16 protein-coding genes are annotated in these 16,938 nt (G+C 71.0%); 3 read left to right on the forward strand and 13 right to left on the reverse strand.

The features are described 5' to 3' along the window. The first annotated feature begins 75 nt into the window (after window positions 1-75). The gene (locus tag ACWEVP_RS40990; RefSeq protein ID WP_452067978.1) at window positions 76-879 is read left to right on the forward strand and encodes a VOC family protein; all 804 of its coding nucleotides are present in this window, start codon (window positions 76-78) and stop codon (window positions 877-879) included. A gap of 49 nt (window positions 880-928) precedes the next feature. Here the strand turns inward: ACWEVP_RS40990 and glpK are convergent, their stop codons facing one another. Both glpK and ACWEVP_RS41000 read right to left on the reverse strand, forming a co-directional pair. After that, a complete protein-coding gene (glpK, locus tag ACWEVP_RS40995) occupies window positions 929-2,443 on the reverse strand; it encodes a glycerol kinase GlpK (RefSeq protein ID WP_452067979.1) in 1,515 nt (504 codons plus the stop codon). A gap of 31 nt (window positions 2,444-2,474) precedes the next feature. Beyond that, window positions 2,475-3,224, reverse strand: coding sequence for an MIP/aquaporin family protein (locus ACWEVP_RS41000; RefSeq protein ID WP_452067980.1), 750 nt, complete (start codon window positions 3,222-3,224; stop codon window positions 2,475-2,477). A gap of 235 nt (window positions 3,225-3,459) precedes the next feature. Between ACWEVP_RS41000 and ACWEVP_RS41005 the strand changes: the two genes are divergently transcribed. Continuing rightward, window positions 3,460-5,193 carry a glycerol-3-phosphate dehydrogenase/oxidase gene (locus ACWEVP_RS41005; protein WP_452067981.1) on the forward strand — a complete coding sequence of 578 codons (1,734 nt, stop codon included), beginning with the start codon at window positions 3,460-3,462 and terminating at the stop codon, window positions 5,191-5,193. Between the two features lie 9 nt (window positions 5,194-5,202). Here ACWEVP_RS41005 and ACWEVP_RS41010 read toward each other — a convergent pair whose 3' ends face one another. The 7 genes from ACWEVP_RS41010 to ACWEVP_RS41040 form a co-directional block, all read right to left on the reverse strand. Further along, window positions 5,203-5,733: a GNAT family N-acetyltransferase gene (locus ACWEVP_RS41010; RefSeq protein WP_452067982.1), complete on the reverse strand. Its 531-nt coding sequence runs from the start codon at window positions 5,731-5,733 to the stop codon at window positions 5,203-5,205. A 57-nt stretch (window positions 5,734-5,790) separates the two neighbouring features. Next, complete coding sequence (locus tag ACWEVP_RS41015; RefSeq protein WP_452067983.1) at window positions 5,791-6,816, reverse strand: hypothetical protein; 1,026 nt, start codon at window positions 6,814-6,816, stop codon at window positions 5,791-5,793. Window positions 6,817-6,867: 51 nt separating this feature from the next. Beyond that, window positions 6,868-8,028, reverse strand: a complete 1,161-nt coding sequence (locus tag ACWEVP_RS41020) for a sensor histidine kinase (protein ID WP_452068101.1) — start codon at window positions 8,026-8,028, stop codon at window positions 6,868-6,870. A gap of 22 nt (window positions 8,029-8,050) precedes the next feature. Then, the gene (locus ACWEVP_RS41025) at window positions 8,051-8,440 is read right to left on the reverse strand and encodes a DUF1707 SHOCT-like domain-containing protein (RefSeq protein WP_436389890.1); all 390 of its coding nucleotides are present in this window, start codon (window positions 8,438-8,440) and stop codon (window positions 8,051-8,053) included. Window positions 8,441-8,447: 7 nt separating this feature from the next. Next, complete coding sequence (locus ACWEVP_RS41030) at window positions 8,448-8,990, reverse strand: DUF1707 SHOCT-like domain-containing protein (protein ID WP_452067984.1); 543 nt, start codon at window positions 8,988-8,990, stop codon at window positions 8,448-8,450. 58 nt (window positions 8,991-9,048) lie between these two features. Beyond that, window positions 9,049-10,842: an acetyl/propionyl/methylcrotonyl-CoA carboxylase subunit alpha gene (locus tag ACWEVP_RS41035; RefSeq protein ID WP_452067985.1), complete on the reverse strand. Its 1,794-nt coding sequence runs from the start codon at window positions 10,840-10,842 to the stop codon at window positions 9,049-9,051. A 106-nt stretch (window positions 10,843-10,948) separates the two neighbouring features. Next, on the reverse strand, window positions 10,949-11,224 hold the full coding sequence (locus ACWEVP_RS41040; protein ID WP_086673790.1) for an SAV_915 family protein: 276 nt from the start codon (window positions 11,222-11,224) through the stop codon (window positions 10,949-10,951). A 130-nt stretch (window positions 11,225-11,354) separates the two neighbouring features. Between ACWEVP_RS41040 and ACWEVP_RS41045 the strand changes: the two genes are divergently transcribed. Beyond that, a complete protein-coding gene (locus ACWEVP_RS41045) occupies window positions 11,355-12,080 on the forward strand; it encodes a hypothetical protein (RefSeq protein WP_452067986.1) in 726 nt (241 codons plus the stop codon). Between the two features lie 5 nt (window positions 12,081-12,085). On the opposite strand, the gene ACWEVP_RS41050 is transcribed toward ACWEVP_RS41045, so the two are convergent. From ACWEVP_RS41050 to ACWEVP_RS41065, 4 genes are all read right to left on the reverse strand, one after another. Next, entirely contained in the window at window positions 12,086-13,438 is a 1,353-nt protein-coding gene (locus ACWEVP_RS41050) for a dicarboxylate/amino acid:cation symporter (protein ID WP_452067987.1), read from the reverse strand. A gap of 100 nt (window positions 13,439-13,538) precedes the next feature. Continuing rightward, window positions 13,539-14,168, reverse strand: a complete 630-nt coding sequence (locus tag ACWEVP_RS41055; RefSeq protein ID WP_452067988.1) for a Maf family protein — start codon at window positions 14,166-14,168, stop codon at window positions 13,539-13,541. A 393-nt stretch (window positions 14,169-14,561) separates the two neighbouring features. Continuing rightward, complete coding sequence (locus ACWEVP_RS41060) at window positions 14,562-16,175, reverse strand: DHA2 family efflux MFS transporter permease subunit (protein WP_452067989.1); 1,614 nt, start codon at window positions 16,173-16,175, stop codon at window positions 14,562-14,564. Then, on the reverse strand, window positions 16,156-16,782 hold the full coding sequence (locus ACWEVP_RS41065) for a PadR family transcriptional regulator (protein ID WP_452067990.1): 627 nt from the start codon (window positions 16,780-16,782) through the stop codon (window positions 16,156-16,158). The genes ACWEVP_RS41060 and ACWEVP_RS41065 overlap by 20 nt, the downstream gene beginning before the upstream one ends. Window positions 16,783-16,938 lie beyond the last annotated feature (156 nt).

Consider the following 16,938-nt stretch of genomic DNA (forward strand, 5'->3'; position numbering starts at 1 on the left):
TGGTTTTGTCGGTGGCGGGTGCCAGACTGTGTCGGCCGTCACCCGAGGCGGCGCAGGCGAGGGTTGGGAGACCAGATGTTGTTCCGGGACGAGCGGTGGCCTGACGGCACACCCAGCTGGGTGGACCTGATGGTGCCCGATCAGGCGAAAGCGGTGGCGTTCTACAGCGGACTGTTCGGCTGGGACGTGCAGACGGGCGGTGCGGAGACCGGCTTCTACGGCATGGCGGAGCTGCGCGGCCGGCCGGTCGCCGGCATCGGCCAGATCCCGCCGGGCCAGGACATGCCGCCGGTGTGGACGACGTACCTCTCGGTGTCCGACGTGGACAAGACGGCCGCGGCGATCACCGAGGCGGGCGGGCAGATCGTCATGCCGGTGATGGAGGTCATGAAGGAAGGCCGGATGGCGGTGGCGGCCGACCCGGCGGGCGCGGTGTTCGGGCTGTGGGAGCCGGGCCACCACCTGGGCACGCAGGTCACGGCGGCCCCGGGCACGCTGGCGTGGAACGAGTGCATGAGCCGCGACTACCCGGCGGCGAAGGCGTTCTACGAGCAGGTGTTCGGCTACGGCTTCCAGGACCTGTCGAACGACGACTTCACGTACGCGGTCCTGCTGGTCGACGGCCGCCCGGTAGGAGGGTTGGGTGCACTGCCGGACTCGGTGCCGGCGGAGGTGCCGTCGAACTGGTCGACGTACTTCTCGGTGGCGGACGCGGACGCGAGCGCGGCCCGCGTGGTTTCGCTCGGCGGGCGAGTGCTGGACCAGCCATTCGATTCGCCGTACGGACGCCAGGTGCGGGTGATGGACGACCAGGGGGTGCCGTTCCTGGTCATCGCGCCCAACGAGCAGTCGGGGAAGCCGGAGGGCTGGGAGGACTGAGGGAGGGAAGCGGGCCGGAGGCGTTTCGACGCCCCCGACCCGCCGGTCCTCAGTCCTCGTCCTCCACCCAGTCGAACGTCTTCGTCACCGCCTTCTTCCAGTTGCGGTACTCGCGCTCGCGGCGGGACTCGTCCATCGACGGGTCCCACTGCTTGTCCTGGGCCCAGTTGGTCCTGATGTCGTCCTCGGACTTCCAGAACCCGACCGCCAGCCCGGCCGCGTACGCCGCGCCCAGCGCCGTTGTCTCGTTGACCACCGGGCGGATCACCGGCACCCCGAGGATGTCCGCCTGGAACTGCATCAGCAGCTCGTTCACCACCATGCCGCCGTCGACCTTGAGGGCGCTGAGCTCGACACCCGAGTCGGCGTTCATCGCGTCGAGCACCTCGCGGGTCTGGAACGCCGTCGCCTCCAGCACCGCGCGGGCCAGGTGTCCCTTGTTGACGAACCGGGTGAGCCCGACGATCGCGCCGCGGGCGTCGGAACGCCAGTAAGGCGCGAACAGACCCGAGAACGCCGGGACGAAGTACGCGCCGCCGTTGTCCTCGACGGTGCGGGCGTGCTCCTCGATCTCGGCCGCGGTCGAGATCATGCCCAGGTTGTCGCGCAGCCACTGCACCAGCGACCCCGTCACCGCGATGGAACCTTCCAGCGCGTACACCGTGTCGTTCGAGCCGATCTTGTAGCAGACCGTCGTGAGCAGGCCGTTCTGCGACATCACCTTCTCGGTGCCGGTGTTGAGCAGCATGAAGTTGCCGGTGCCGTAGGTGTTCTTGGCCTCGCCGGGCGAAAGGCAGGCCTGGCCGAACGTCGCGGCCTGCTGGTCGCCCAGGATGCCCGCGATCGGCACGCCGGCCAGCGCGCCCTTCTCGCGGACCTTGCCGTACTCCTCCGACGACGACCGGATCTCCGGCAGCATCGACAGCGGGATGCCCATCTCGCCGGCGATGCCGGAGTCCCACTGGAGGGTGTCGAGGTCCATCAGCATCGTGCGCGACGCGTTGGTCGGGTCCGTGACGTGCACGCCGCCGTCGGGCCCGCCCGTCATGTTCCACAGCACCCAGGTGTCCATGTTGCCGAAGATCAAGTCACCGGCTTCGGCCTTCTCCCGCGCGCCTTCGACGTTGTCGAGGATCCACTTGACCTTCGGGCCCGAGAAGTACGTCGCGAGCGGGAGTCCCACCTTGTCGCGGTAGCGCTCCTGGCCGCCGCCGAGGTTGCCGAGCTCGGTGACGATCCGGTCGGTGCGGGTGTCCTGCCAGACGATGGCGTTGTACACCGGCTTGCCGGTCGTCTTGTCCCAGACGAGCGCGGTTTCGCGCTGGTTGGTGATGCCGACGGCGGCGATGTCCTTGGCGGTCAGGTCGGCCTTGGCGAGCGCGCCCGCCGCGACCCGGCGCGTGTTCTCCCAGATCTCCTCGGCGTTGTGCTCGACCCAGCCCGCCTTCGGGAAGATCTGCTCGTGCTCGCGCTGGTCGACCGAGACCACGCGGCCTTCGTGGTTGAAGATCATGCACCGGGTCGAAGTGGTGCCCTGGTCGATCGCGGCTACGTACGAAGTCATGTGTGCTCCAGGAATTCTCTCGGACGGGCGATCACTTCAGGTTGTGGACGAGGAGGTAGAGCAGCGCGGCGATGGCGCCACCGGCCAGCGGGCCGACGACCGGGATCCACGAGTAGCCCCAGTTGGCGTTGGCCTTGTTCTTGATCGGCAGCAGGAACGCGTAGGCGATGCGCGGACCGAGGTCGCGCGCCGGGTTGATGGCGTAGCCCGTCGGCCCGCCGAGCGAGGTACCGATCACGAGGACCACGAACGACATGCCCGCGTAGCCGAGGGCGGAGTTGCCGAAGTTCGGGGTGCCGCCGTCGCCGGCCGCGTAGACCGGGCTGAGCAGGATCCAGGCGACCAGCACGAAGGTGCCGATGATCTCGGTGACCAGGTTCCAGGCGGTGTTGGGGATCTGCGGCGCGGTGGAGAAGATGCCGAGCGTGTTCTCGGGCTCGGGGTGGTCGTCGAACTGGAGCTTGTAGGCGGCCCAGCAGAGCACGGCACCGAGGATGGCGCCGACCATCTGGCCGATGAAGTAGAACGGCACGTCGCCCCACGGCGTCTTGTCCGCGATCGCGAGGCCGAGGGTGACGGCGGGGTTCAGGTGGGCCCCGCTCGGGGCGGCGATGCTGGCGCCGGTGAAGACGGCGAACGCCCAGCCGAAGTTGATGAACAGGAAGCCCGCTTGGTGACCGTTGTTCTTCCGCAGGACGTGGTTCGCGACGACACCGTTGCCGAGCAGGATCAGCGCGGCCGTTCCCAGTATTTCCCAGACGATTATTGCCCCAGCACTCACCGCTGCACCTCCACACTGGACACTCTGCGCAGGGTCGATCACGGCGTGCCACGGCCCCGTTGCCGACCCACGTCCGCGCGACGTTACCGGGGTGGCGAAGATCATTCCAGGCACCGGGTAGCCGAACTTTTTCAAGATCCTCAGGAGTTACGCCACACGTGTCATCCGCGAACGGGCGGAGGATCACCGGGTCGTGCGATGCTGGAAGCCTCGCCTGCACGAGGAGGAATGTCACGTGGCGCAGCACGCAGCGGAGACGAACCCGGCTCGACTGGGCCCCGCCAAGCGGGAAGAGACCTGGCAGCGGCTCGGCAACGAGACCTTCGACCTCGTCGTCATCGGCGGCGGCGTGGTCGGCGCGGGCACGGCGCTCGACGCCGCGACGCGGGGCCTGCGCGTCGCGCTCGTCGAAGCGCGGGATCTCGCTTCCGGGACCTCGAGCCGGTCGAGCAAGCTCTTCCACGGGGGTCTGCGCTACCTGGAACAGCTCGAGTTCGGGCTGGTCCGCGAAGCACTCCGCGAGCGCGAGCTGATGTTGACGACCATCGCGCCGCACCTCGTCAAGCCGGTCAGCTTCCTCTACCCGCTGACGCACCGCGTGTGGGAACGGCCGTACACCGCGGCCGGCCTGCTCATGTACGACACGATGGGCGGCGCCCGCAGCGTCCCGGGCCAGAAGCACCTCACCCGCGCGGGCGCGCTGCGGATGGTGCCCGCTCTCAAGCGCTCGGCGCTGATCGGCGGCATCCGCTACTACGACGCGCAGTCCGACGACGCCCGCCACACCATGACGGTCGCGCGCACGGCGGCGCACTACGGCGCGGTCGTGCGGACCTCGACTCAGGTCGTCGGCTTCCTGCGGGAGGCCGACCGGGTGTCCGGCGTGCGCGTGCGCGACGTCGAGGACGGCCGCGAGACCGAGATCTCGGCGGCCGCGGTGATCAACTGCACCGGCGTCTGGACCGACGAGCTGCAGCGCCTGTCCGGCGGCCGTGGGCGGTTCCGCGTGCGCGCGAGCAAGGGCGTGCACATCGTCGTGCCGCGCGACCGGATCGTCTCGGAGTCGGGGATGATCCTGCGCACCGAGAAGTCGGTGCTGTTCGTGATCCCGTGGCGCAACCACTGGATCGTCGGGACGACGGACACGGACTGGAACCTGGACCTGGCGCACCCGGCGGCGACGAAGCACGACATCGACTACCTGCTGGAGCACGTCAACAGCGTCCTGGCGACGCCGCTGACGCACGACGACATCGAAGGCGTGTACGCGGGCCTTCGCCCGTTGCTGGCGGGGGAGAGCGAAGAGACGTCGAAGCTTTCCCGCGAGCACGCGGTGGCGCGCGTGGCGCCGGGCCTGGTCGCGATCGCGGGCGGCAAGTACACGACGTACCGGGTGATGGCGGCGGACGCGGTCGACGCGGCGGCGGTCGACCTGCCGGGCCGGTCGCAGCCGTCGATCACGGACAAGGTCCCCCTGCTGGGCGCGGACGGCTACCACGCGCTGGTCAACCAGGCCGACCACCTGGCCGCCGAGCACGGCCTGCACCCGTACCGGGTGCGGCACCTGCTGGACCGCTACGGCTCCCTGGTCAACGAGGTCCTGGCGACGGCGAGCGGCCGCCCGGAGCTGCTGAAGCCGATCGAGCACGCCCCGGACTACCTGGGCGTCGAGGTGGTGTACGCGGCTTCGCACGAGGGGGCGCTGCACCTGGAGGACGTCCTGGCCCGCCGGACGCGCATCTCGATCGAGTACGCCCACCGCGGCGTCGACTGCGCCGAGCAGGTGGCGACGCTGGTGGGTGACGTCCTCGGCTGGTCGCCCGAAACGGTGAAGCGCGAGATCGAGGTCTACAACGCCCGGGTGGAGGCGGAGCGGGAGTCCCAGTCCCAGCCGAACGACGAAGCGGCGGACGCCCTGAGGTCGGCGGCCCCGGAGGCCCGCGCGGGCATCGTGGAGCCGGTGAGCTGAGCGGCCGGTTCAGGACGTCCGGTGCCAGCGGATCAGCCGCTCGCCGGTCGGGGCGCGCTCGGCCTCCGGGCCCACCAGCGTGAACCCGCAGCGCTCCGCCACGATCGCCGACGCCGCGTTGCTCTCCTCGTACCGGTACGACACCTCGGTGAGCCCCAGCCCGCCGAAGCCGAAGCGCAGCGCCGCGCTCAACGCCGTGGTCGCGATGCCCTTGCCGCGCTCGGCGGGGTGGACCCAGATCGTCGCCTCGGCGTAGTCCGCGGACAGGTCCAGCTCGCGCAGCCCCACCTCGCCGACCAGCCGGCCCGACGTCGGTTCCGCGATCGCCCACGAGCAGCGCTCGTCGCCGGCCCACTGGGCCGCCCGCAGCGCCACGTACTCGGTCGCCTCGTCGAGGGTGCGCAGGCGGTAGTTCAGCACGTACTTGCGGTGCGTCGGATCGGCGAACGCCTCCATCAGCAGCGGGCGGTCGTCGAGGTGCCGGTCGGCGCGCAGCTGGCGCAGGTAGTACGTGCCCGCGTTGATCTCCACCGGTTCCACTCCGCCCAGCCTAGCCAGGCCGGGAGCAGGCCGCTCCCGGCCCGGTGATCAAGGCCGTCAGCGCAGCGAGTACCGCCACACGACCGGGCGGCCGCCGTACGTCGACGGATCCCGGTCGGACACCACGCCCGCGATCGTCCCGTCGTCACCCACCGTCTTCGCGTAGCCGGCGCCGAACCCGGCGAGGGGCAGCGCGCCCAGCGCCCGCCCGGCCAGCCACACCGACAGGGGCCCCAGCGGGCCGGTCGGGTCGGGCCGGGTGCCGTAGCCGACGATCAGGCCGAGTCGGTTGATCCCGAACGTCGTGCTCGACGACGGCAGGACTTCCGGCTGCCCGGGTGAGCGCCACCGCACGCCTTCGCCGCTGAGCCAGTCGGAAGCCCCGTAGTTGCCGGTGACCTGGCCGTTCCGGATGCCGGCCGCGTTGACGTACGCCGCACCCGGCGGGGCCGTGAGCTGCTCGAACACCCCGTCCCGCCAGACGAACGACTTCGGGAACGAGTTCACCAGCACCGCGCGGTCGTCGTCGATGTCCGCGGCGTACATGAACGGCTGTCCGGTGATCACGACCGGGTGCGCACGGTCCTCGGCGCGCCAGAGCAGCACCGCCCCCGAGCCGCCGCCGTTCGGCTGGGCGTTGGCGACCACGTCGCCGCGTTCGTTCAGCGCCACCGCGCCCAGGCTCGCCCAGTCGCCCGGCGCGAGCAGCATCTCGTATTCGCCGTGGTCGAGCAGGAAGGGCTGCGTCCGCGTGCCGAACTGGTCGATGGCCTGGCCGAGGATCGTGCCGGCGGAGTTCTCGTCCACGACTTCGCCGCCCGGGTAGTCCCCGGGGGCCGGGTGGACGGTGGGCCGGCCCTTCGCCCAGGTCACGACGTGGGACGTGCCGTCCAGCCAGAGGTTCCCCGCGTACCCGCCGTGGCTGTCGGTGCCGCGGACCCAGCCGCCGGCGTCCTCGAAGCCGGCCGGCAGTGCCAGCAGCTCGGCGTCCCAGTGGCCGATGGCGGCCTGCGCGGGCTGTGCGAGCGTGGTGACGAGCAGCGCCGCACCGATGGCGGCGGGCATTCCGGTGCTCAACTTCATCCGATCCTCCCCTGGTCGATGCCACCAGCACGCGTGACACCGGGGAGCGGTTTAGCCCGGGAGCGCCGGCACCTGCGCGCTCACCGCCGTGCCGTCGCCCGGGGTGCTCTCCACCGAAAGCGTCCCCGCGACCCGCTGGACGCGCCGGCGCATGGCCTCCAGGCCGAAGCCGGTCCCGTCGCCGCGGTCGCCCGGGCGGAAGCCCACGCCGTCGTCGACGACGTCGAGCAGCACCAGATCGTCCGAATAGGACAGTGTCAGCCCGATTCGCGACGCCTTCGCGTGCTTCTCCGCGTTCGCCAGCGCTTCCTGGGCGACGCGGTAGAGCGTCACCTCCAGCTCGGGCAGCAGGGGCCTGCTCTCGCCGGTCGTCTCGACGCGGACCGCGACACCGGACGTCTCGGCGACGCGGCGGCCCAGCTCGGAAAGCGCTTCCGGCAGCTGGGCCGCGTCCAGCGGTTCCGGCCGCAGCGCCTGGACGGCGCGACGCGCTTCGCCGAGGCTGTCGCGGGCCAGCTCTCGCACCCGCGCCAAGCGGCGGTCGCGGTCGGCGCCGTCGGCGGCCTGCAGCTGCGTGACGATCCCGGTCAGGCCCTGGGCGAGCGTGTCGTGGATTTCGCGGGCCAGCCGCTGCCGTTCGTCGAGCACGCCCGCTTCCCGCGCCCGCGCCACCAGCTGCGCGTGCAGGCTCGCGTTCTCCGCCAGCGCGGCCTCCAGCCGGACGTTCGCCTTCCGCCGCTGCTCGCTCTCCACCCCGACGAACCACGCCGCGTACAGCAGCGGCCCGGCCATCGACAGGACCAGCACCCAGGTCGGGCCGGGTGCGTCCGAGTTCGCGGCCAGCAGCGGCAGCGTCGCCGTCGCGGCCACCGCGAAGAACCCCCACCGCGCCGGGAAGAGCACGAAGGCGAGCGGATAGCCGAAGGACGCGAAGCCCATGAACGTGTCTTCGCGCGTCACCAGCAGCGTCGCCGCCGCCAGCACCCCGGCGTAGTAGCCCGCGGCGAGCCACGGGTGCGTCCGCCGGTGGCGGAACAGCGGGATCAGCAGCGGCACCCACAGCGCCGTCACCACGACCACCACGAGCGTCGCACCGCGGATCCCGGGCCCCCAGACCACGCACGCGGCGAGCGCGGCCAGGCCGACCCCGGTGAAGACCGGGCCCGCCAGCCGTTCGCCTCGGGCGTCCAGCGCGCCCGGAACCACGCCCATCACGGGGCCGATTCTCGCAGGCTCAGCGCCGGCGGCGGGCCCCGGCGAGCATCGCGATCACCAGCGGCAGCGCGACCGAGACGATCAGCAGCCGGCCGCGGGACAGGATGAGCACCACGATCGCCAGGACGATCGCGATCGGGACCGCGCCGCGCTGCAGGAACGTCACCAGCGGGCTGTCGCCGGACATCACCGGCACCTGGGGCGCGGTGGCGCCGTTGAGCAGGGCGCTCGGGCGCGGCGAAGGCAGGTCGTCGAACAGCGGCACGAGCTCGCTGACCCGTTTGGCCGCCGTGACCTTCGCGGACCGGGTCCCGTACTCGTCGATGTCGAGCCGCCCGCTGCGGACGTGCTCTTCGAGGACGTCCAGGGCGTCCTGGCGTTCGGCGTCGCTCAACCGCATGTCGCTCACGGCGGGCTCAGCGGTCCAGGCCACGCCGGTGGTCGCGGAACGAGTCGCGCAGCTCGCGCCGGCGCTCCCGGTCGCGCAGGTGCCGGTCGCGGCGGTCGCGGTGGTTCTGGTCGTGGTTCCAGTCGTGGCCCCACATCGACTTGCCGAACACGGTCAGCCCGATCGGGACGAAGATGATCGGCCAGGCCAGCGTGCCCGTGGCGATCAGCGCGATCGCGGCGATGAAGGCCAGCGGCACGATCGCGGCGAGGAACCGCTGCGGCGGCGACCACTGGTCGGGCGTCCGAGGCCCCGTGGGCGCGGGCGCGGCGGCCGGTTCCGGGGCCGCGACGGCCTGGGGGGCGTCTTCGTACTGGGGGTGCGGCGCGGGCAGGTCCGCGAAGATGTCGACGAGCTCGCCGCGCGTCTTGGCCGCGGTGATCCGCGCCGAGCGCTCGCCGTACTCGTCGATGTCGATCCGCCCCGCGCTCATGTGCTCACCGAGCGCGGCCAGCGCGGACTCGCGGTTCTGGTCGCTGATCCGCAGCTGCGGAGACGGGACTTCGGTCACGTAGTCGATGGTAGGCCGCCCCGGGGGCGGCCCACCACGACATCCGTAACGAACTGCGCTACTTGATCTCGAGCAGCTGTGTGCCCTGCGTCACGGCGGCGCCGACCTCGACCGAAAGGCCGGTGATCGTGCCCGCTTTGTGCGCGGTGACCGGGTTCTCCATCTTCATCGCCTCGAGGACGACGATCAGCTCGCCGGCTTCGACGGTCTGGCCCTCTTCGACGGCCACCTTGACGATGGTGCCCTGCATCGGCGCGGTGACGGCGTCGCCGCTCACCGCGGCCTTGCCGCCGCCGGCGCGCTTGCGCGGCTTCGCCTTGACGGCGGTGCCGCCCCCGCCGCCGCCTTCGAGCGCGAACCCGCCCGGCAGCGACACCTCGAGCCGTCGGCCGCCGACCTCGACGACGACGTTCTGCCGCGGCGACTCTTCGGGCGTCTCGACGTCCGGGGCCACGAACGGCTCGATCTTGTTGTCGAACTCCGTCTCGATCCAGCGCGTGTGCACGCTGAAGCCGTGCTCGTCGCCGATGAACGCGGGATCGTTCACGATCACGCGGTCGAACGGCAGCACGGTGGCCATGCCCTCGACGACCATCTCGTCGAGCGCCCGGCGGCTGCGCTCCAGTGCGTTGTTCCGGTCCGAGCCGGTGACGATCAGCTTCGCCAGCATCGAGTCGAACTGCCCGCCGATGACGCTGCCGGACTCGACACCGGAGTCGACGCGCACGCCCGGCCCGCTCGGCGCGACGAACTTCGTCACCGTGCCCGGGGCGGGCAGGAAACCGCGGCCGGCGTCCTCGCCGTTGATGCGGAACTCGATCGAGTGGCCGCGCGGCTCGGGGTCTTCGGTGATGCGCAGCTTCTCACCGCGCGCGATGCGGAACATCTCGCGCACCAGGTCCAGACCGGTGGTTTCCTCCGAAACCGGGTGCTCGACCTGCAGCCGCGTGTTGACCTCGAGGAAGGAGATCGTGCCGTCGGTCGCGACGAGGTACTCGACCGTGCCGGCGCCGTAGTAGCCGGCTTCCTTGCAGATCGCCTTCGCGGACTCGTGGATGCGCTTGCGCTGCTCGTCGCTCAGGAACGGCGCGGGCGCCTCTTCGACGAGCTTCTGGTGGCGGCGCTGCAGCGAGCAGTCGCGGGTGCCGACGACGATCGCGTTGCCGTGCATGTCGGCCAGCACCTGGGCCTCGACGTGCCGCGGCTTGTCCAGGTAGCGCTCGACGAAGCACTCGCCGCGGCCGAACGCGGCGACCGCCTCGCGGGTGGCCGACTCGAACAGCTCGGGGATCTCTTCGCGGGTACGCGCGACCTTCAGGCCGCGGCCACCGCCGCCGAACGCGGCCTTGATGGCCACCGGCAGGCCGTGCTCGTCGGCGAACGCGACGATCTCCCCGGCGTCCTTGACCGGCTCCTTCGTGCCCGGCACCAGCGGCGCGCCCGCGCGCATCGCGATGTGGCGGGCGGTGACCTTGTCGCCGAGGTCGCGGATGGCCTGCGGGCCCGGCCCGATCCAGGTCAGCCCGGCGTCGAGGACGGCCTGGGCGAAGTCCGCGTTCTCGGAGAGGAAGCCGTAGCCCGGGTGCACCGAGTCGGCGCCCGAGCGCTTGGCGGCGTCGAGGAGCTTCTCGATGTTCAGGTAGCTCTCAGCCGCTGTCGTGCCGCCGAGCGCGAACGCCTCGTCGGCCAGGCGCACGTGCGGTGCGTCGCGGTCCGGATCGGCGTACACCGCGACGCTGGCCAGCCCAGCGTCCTTGGCGGCTCTGATCACGCGTACCGCGATCTCGCCCCGGTTGGCGACCAGGATCTTGGTCACCGGACCACCGGTGGATTCGCCGACCTGCTCGGCCACCCCGCACCTCCTGCGTCCCGACAGCTGCATTGCTGACCGCTCTCGCGGTACGGGGAAGTCTACGGATATGGCGTCGGGAGTCCCTTGAGTGAGAGCTGAACCACGCTCAGACGTGGTGGCGCAGCTCCTGGGGCAGCGGCGAGTCGAGCACGATGACGTCGTACGGGTTCGCCGCGTGCACCTTCGGCAGGTGCTCGGTGTTCACCAGCACCCACGGCTGGTGCTCGCCGCAGCAGTCGATCAGCCGGTCCAGCGCGGTGAACGCGACCAGCGCGGTGCGGCCGTCGGGCGTGCGGCGCAGCTCGATCGACGCGCCTTCGGTCTCGGCGCTCGCCGGGCCGGTCGGCAGGTACAGGGCGGGGGGAAGGTTCGGGTTGGTCACCGGGACAACATAGACGGACACAGTCCGTTAACCCGGGTTGACCTGGTGGGGTGCACGGCCGGGGGATTTCGGCCACACCCCGCCGGGGCGCCGCCCACACACAGTCGCGAAGCGGCTTACGCTCTGTCTCATGCGGACTTCGGCAGCGCGGACGCCTCGGTCGGCGCTGCTCACCGCGGTGCTGGCGGCGATGGTGACGCTCGGCGCGATCGGCACGGTGTTCCTGCTGCGTCCGCGGCCCGAGGCGCCCTCCGGCGCGGCCGAGCCCGCGGCCGCCCCGGTGACCGCGGTCGCGACCTGCGGCGGCGGCCCGTGCCGCCAGCTCGCGGCGGTGACGGTCGGCGGGACGCCGGTCGTGCTGCTCGCCGACGCGGCGGGCGGGTCGGCGCGGGTGCGCGTCGGGACCGAGCCGGGGACGGTGTTCGAGCTGTCGATCGCCCAGCTGGGCGTCCGGCTGGACCAGAACTCGCTGCGCTGCATCGACGGCGCTGCCCCGACGTGCCTGGTCCGCGGCGACGTCGGCGACGAGGGCAAGGCGGCCTACGGCGAGCTGCTGGTGGCGAGCGGCGGCGTGTGGCGCGCGCCGGGCAAGCCGTACTTCGCGGACGCCGGGACGTTGTCGCTCTACGACGTCACGGCCGACGGCCGGCCCGACGTGATCGTGGTCCGCCACGACTGCCGCGGCGCGGATTCGGGCACGGCCCAGTGCGACGCGGCCCCGGTGCTGGGCCAGGTGTACGACGTGTCGGGCAAGCCGGTCGGCTGCACACGCCGGTACACCTCGCCGTCGGACCTGCGCGGCTGGCCGGACATCCGTCTGACGCGCGCCGACCTCCGCACCTGCCCCAGCTCCTGACCGGGTCAGGCGGGGGCGGGTTCCGTGTGGCGGGCCGCCGAGCCGTCGTCCGTCGTCTGCGGGCGGTCCGTCGCCGCGTTGAGGACCTCGTCGTCGAGCAGGCCCTCGCTGCGCGCCACGATCGTCGGGACCACGATCTGGCCGGCCACGTTCGTCGCCGTGCGCATCATGTCCATGATCGGGTTGACCGAGTAGATCAGCGCCAGGCCGAGCGCCACCTGCTTGGCGTCGAGGCCGATGAACGACGTCGTCAGCGTGAACGCCGTCAGCCAGCCGGTCGTGCCCGCCGTCGCCAGCGCGCCGACCACCGCGACCACCACGATGCCCGCGTACTGCCAGAAGTTCAGCGACACCCCGGCCAGGTTGGCGACGAAGATCGCCGCGATCGCCGGGAACACGGCCGCGCAGCCGTCCATCTTCGTCGCGCTGCCGAGCGGGGTCGCGAAGGCCGCGTACGCCGGCTGGACGCCGAGGTTGACCGCGGACTGGCGGGTCAGCGGCAGCGTCGCGGCCGAAGACTGCGAAGCGAACGCGAACTGGATCGCCGTGCCGGCCTTGGCGAAGAACTTCAGCGGGCTGACCTTCGCCACGAAGCGCAGCAGGATCGGGTAGACGACGAACAGCACGAGCAGGCAGCCGACGTACACCGCCAGCGTCGTGGAGAACAGCGGGCGGAACAGCGCGTCGCCGTAGTTGGAGACGGCCGCGCCGATCAGGCCGATGATGCCGATCGGGGCCAGCCGGACGATCCAGCCGAGGTAGCGCTGGATGATCTCGAACACGCTCGTCGTGAAGTCCACGAACGGCTTGGCCTTGTCACCCAGGCTGTACGCGGCCGCGCCGATCACCAGCGCGAGGAACAGCACCTGGAGGGTCTCGCCGTCGGTAAACGCTTTCAGGAAGTTCTCCGGCAGCAGCCCGTTGACGAAGGCGTCCCAGGAACCCCAGTGGTCGACGCTGGCCGCGGCCTTGTCGGCGTTCTTGGCGGTCGCCGTGACGCCGCCGAGGCCGCCGGAGCCGGGGTTGAAGATCCGGCCGACCGCGATGCCGATCAGCGACGCGATGAACGACGTGATCGCGAACCACAGGACGGTCTTGCCGCCGAGGCGGGCGGCGGTGCGGCCGCCGCCGAGCTTCCGCAGGCTGTTGATGCCGACCACGATCGCCGTGAAGACCAGCGGGATCACCGCGATCTGCAGCAGCGTGGTGAAGATGGTGCCGATCTGGTCGAGGAGATCGGTCAGCCAGCCGGCCTCGGTCTGCCGCGCGAGGACGCCCAGCAGGGCGCCGACGACGAGGGACCCGAGGACCGCGGCCGCGAACACCCGCGGCTTGGTGTATGTCCGTACAAAAGACACGGGGCTACTCCGGTGCTCGAAATTTTCCTGTCTTGCCTCGTCAGGAGAACGTTAGGCAAGGCGGGACTCTTCCGGATCGCCCGTTCGTGTGGCGCCTTTCTCAGGATGCGGAACGTCGCCAGAGATCCACGACACTCACGCCGACCTCGGCGAGCAGCCGGCGCGTCAGCGGGAGGCTGAGGCCGATGACGCTCGTGTGGCCGCCGTCGAGCCCGTCGACGAACCAGCCGCCCAGGCCGTCGATCGTGAACCCGCCCGCCACGCGCAGCGGCTCGCCGGTGGCGACGTAGGCGTCGATCTCCTCGGGGCTCGGCGTGCCGAACCGCACGGTGGTCGACTCCCAGCCGCTGGTCTCCTTCGCGCGCGTGCCGCCGTCGAGCCGGACGACCGCGTGCCCGGTGAGGAGTTCACCGGATGACCCGGCCATCGCGGCCCAGCGCTCCCGCGCGGTGTCCGGATCGGCCGGTTTGCCGACCATCCGCCCGCCGATGTTCAGCATCGAGTCGCAGGCGACGACGACGGCGTCCGGGTGGACCGCGGCGACCTGGTCGATGACCGCTTCGGCCTTGGCCGCGGCGAGGGCCGCGACGAGCTCCGACGGCGACGGGTCGGTCAGCGACGCGGCGACGGCGTCCTCGTCGACGCCGGAGACGAACACGGCCGGATCGAGGCCCGCGGAACGCAGGAGCGTGAGGCGGGCGGGGGACTGGGAGGCGAGGACGAACTGCACGGGGGTGAACGTACCCGGGCGCCCGTCGTGACCGAATTGTGACCGGCGCCACTTCGCAACGGAGTTAGTTTGTTGTGGCGCGCAACATATGGCACTGGATGCTCGGAGGTGACCGATGACGGTACGGGTGACGGGAACGTCAGCCACCAGGTCGCAGCCGCTGTGGTGGGCCAGGCTGCGGACCCCGAAGGGCCGCGAGGCCCTCCGCGCGGGCGCGGCGTCGACGCCGAAGACAGCGCGCTAGAGCCACCGCTCCCGCGGTCCGTACGAGCCTCCGGTCCCGACCACCGGAGGCTCGCACGGTTTTCCGGCCGCGAAGGGCCCGCTCGGGCGTAGCGAAAGGACCGCTCGCGCCCACCGAGAGCGCGAACGGTCCTCTCGCACCACCCAACCTCAGGCCGCGGCGGCCTCGGGCGCCGGCGCCGGGGACTGCCAGCGCGGCTTCACCTTCCGCAGCATCGCCGCCGAAAGCACGCCCAGCAGCAGCACGGCCATCGGCAGCAGCATCGTCACGCGGGCGGCGTCGGTCAGTCCACTGTGGACCGCCTCGGCCGCCAGCTTCCCGGCTTGCGCGGCGATGTCCGCCGGGAGACCCGGGATCGGCGCCGGGCCGCCGGCCGACCCGAACTCGCCGGTGCTCGCCGCCGCGTGGGCGATCCCTTCGGCGAACGGCGCCCGGTACTGCGCGGGAAGCTGCGAAGCCGCCTTCGCCGCCTCGTCCGCGATCGACGAACTGACCTGCGCCTGCAGCAGCACGCCGATCGCCGCGGAGCCGAGCACGCCGCCGACCTGGCGGGACGTGTTGAAGATGCCGGACGCGGTCCCGGCCAGCCGGGGTTCCACCGAGCCCATGGTCATGTTGCTCATCGGCGAGAAGATGCAGCCGATCCCCAAGCCGCACACCAGCAGCGCCGGGACGAAGCTCCACGGGCTGCTGTCCGGCGACGCCTGCAGCGCGATGATCCCCAGCCCGGCCGCCAGCGCCGCCAGGCCGAACATCACCAGGTACTTGCCGTTCACCTTGTCCGACAGGTTCCCGACGAACGGCGCCACGATCCCCGACAGCAGTGACATCGGCGCGGTCAGCAGACCCGCCATCGTCGGGCTGAGCCCGAGCACCGACTGGATGTAGATCACCAGCGGCAGGAACATGCCGGTCATCGCGAAGCCGACCGTCGTCGCCGTCAGCGTGCCCGCCGAGAAGTTGCGGTTCGCGAACACCTGCAGCGGCAGCAGCGGCTCGCGCTTGTTGTACCGCTGCCACACCAGGAACGCGATCAGCAGCAGCACGCCGGCGCCGATGATCTCGAACACCGTGATCCCGCCGAACACCGTGCCCCAGTCGTACTGCTGGCCGTTCTGGACGCCGAACACGATGCAGAGCAGCGCCGCGCTGGAGAGGAAGATGCCGAGCAGGTCGAACGAGTGCGAGTGCTTCGGCTGCCAGTCCGGCACCAGCACCAGCGTCATCCCGATGGCGATCACGCCGATCGGCACGTTGACGTAGAAGATCCACTCCCAGCCGAAGTGGTCGACGAGCACGCCGCCCAGCAGCGGGCCGGTGATCGTCGCCAGGCCGGCGACGCCGCCCCACATGCCCATCGCCGGGCCGCGCTTGGCCGGCGGGAACAGGTGCGTGATGAACGCCAGCGTCTGCGGCGTCATCAGCGCGGCGCCGAGCCCCTGCACCGCGCGCGCCGCGATCAGCATCTCGACGTTGCCGGACAGGCCGCACCACAGCGACGCGCCGGTGAACACGACCAGCCCGGCGAGGAACACCCGCTTCGGGCCGAAGCGGTCGCCGAGCCGGCTGGTGAACAGCATCGGCACGGCGTAGGTGAGCAGGTAGACGCTGATCACCCAGACGACGGAGTTCAGCCCGGCGTTCAGTTCGCGCAGCATGGTCGGGATCGCGATCGACACGATCGTCGTGTCGAGCAGGATCATGAAGAAGCCGAGGCACAGCGCGCCGAGCGCCGCCCACGGGTTAGCTTGTCTTGCGTTCATCGTCGTCTTCCCTGGTGATGAGCGTGAGCTGGGGTTGTTCGCAGTCCTGGAACGCGATCCGGCCGGACTGGAGGTCTTCGTGCAGGCGCTCGGTCCACTCGAGCTCGAACTTCCGCTGGTCGCACTTGTATCGCCAGTCGAGCCAGTAGATCGGCGGTGTGCGGTCCTCGGCGAGGCGCTCGAGCACGGCCTGGTCGGCCGCGACGGCGGCGCGCAGCCGCGTGATCCGGTGTTCGAGCTCGACCAGTGAGGTCTCCTTGCCGAGCTCGTCGATCACGGCGAGCCCGGACAGGTACGCGGGGAACTCCTCGACGAGGTCGCCGAGCAGCTCGCGACCGCGCTGGTTGAACTCGTCCAGGCCGGCCTGGGTCATGCCGTAGACGGTCCGCTCGGGGCGCTTGCCGTCGCGCTGGGTGTCGACGACCTCGACGAAACCGCCGCGCTGCAAGCGTTCCACGGTGTGGTAGAGCGAGCCGGCCTTCACGTTGACGCGCGCGCTGACGTACCGCTCGCGCATGAGTGAGGCCATCTCGTACGGGTGCATCGGCTTCTCGTGGAGCAGCTCCAGCACGGCGATGCCGAGCGGGGTCAGCTTGGCCGAGGCCATGATCGTTAGTCCCTTCGGATGACTCCAGGTCGGTTATTCCACGTGGACTATACGGCGCGGGGCACCGGCGGGTCCACTCCTGATGCGGTGATCGTGCGCACGCGTGGAGTAATGTGAATAGTTCGTGTCAAGAACTATGTATAGTAAGTTCGTAGC

It is taken from the genome of Amycolatopsis sp. NPDC003865, assembly GCF_053605345.1.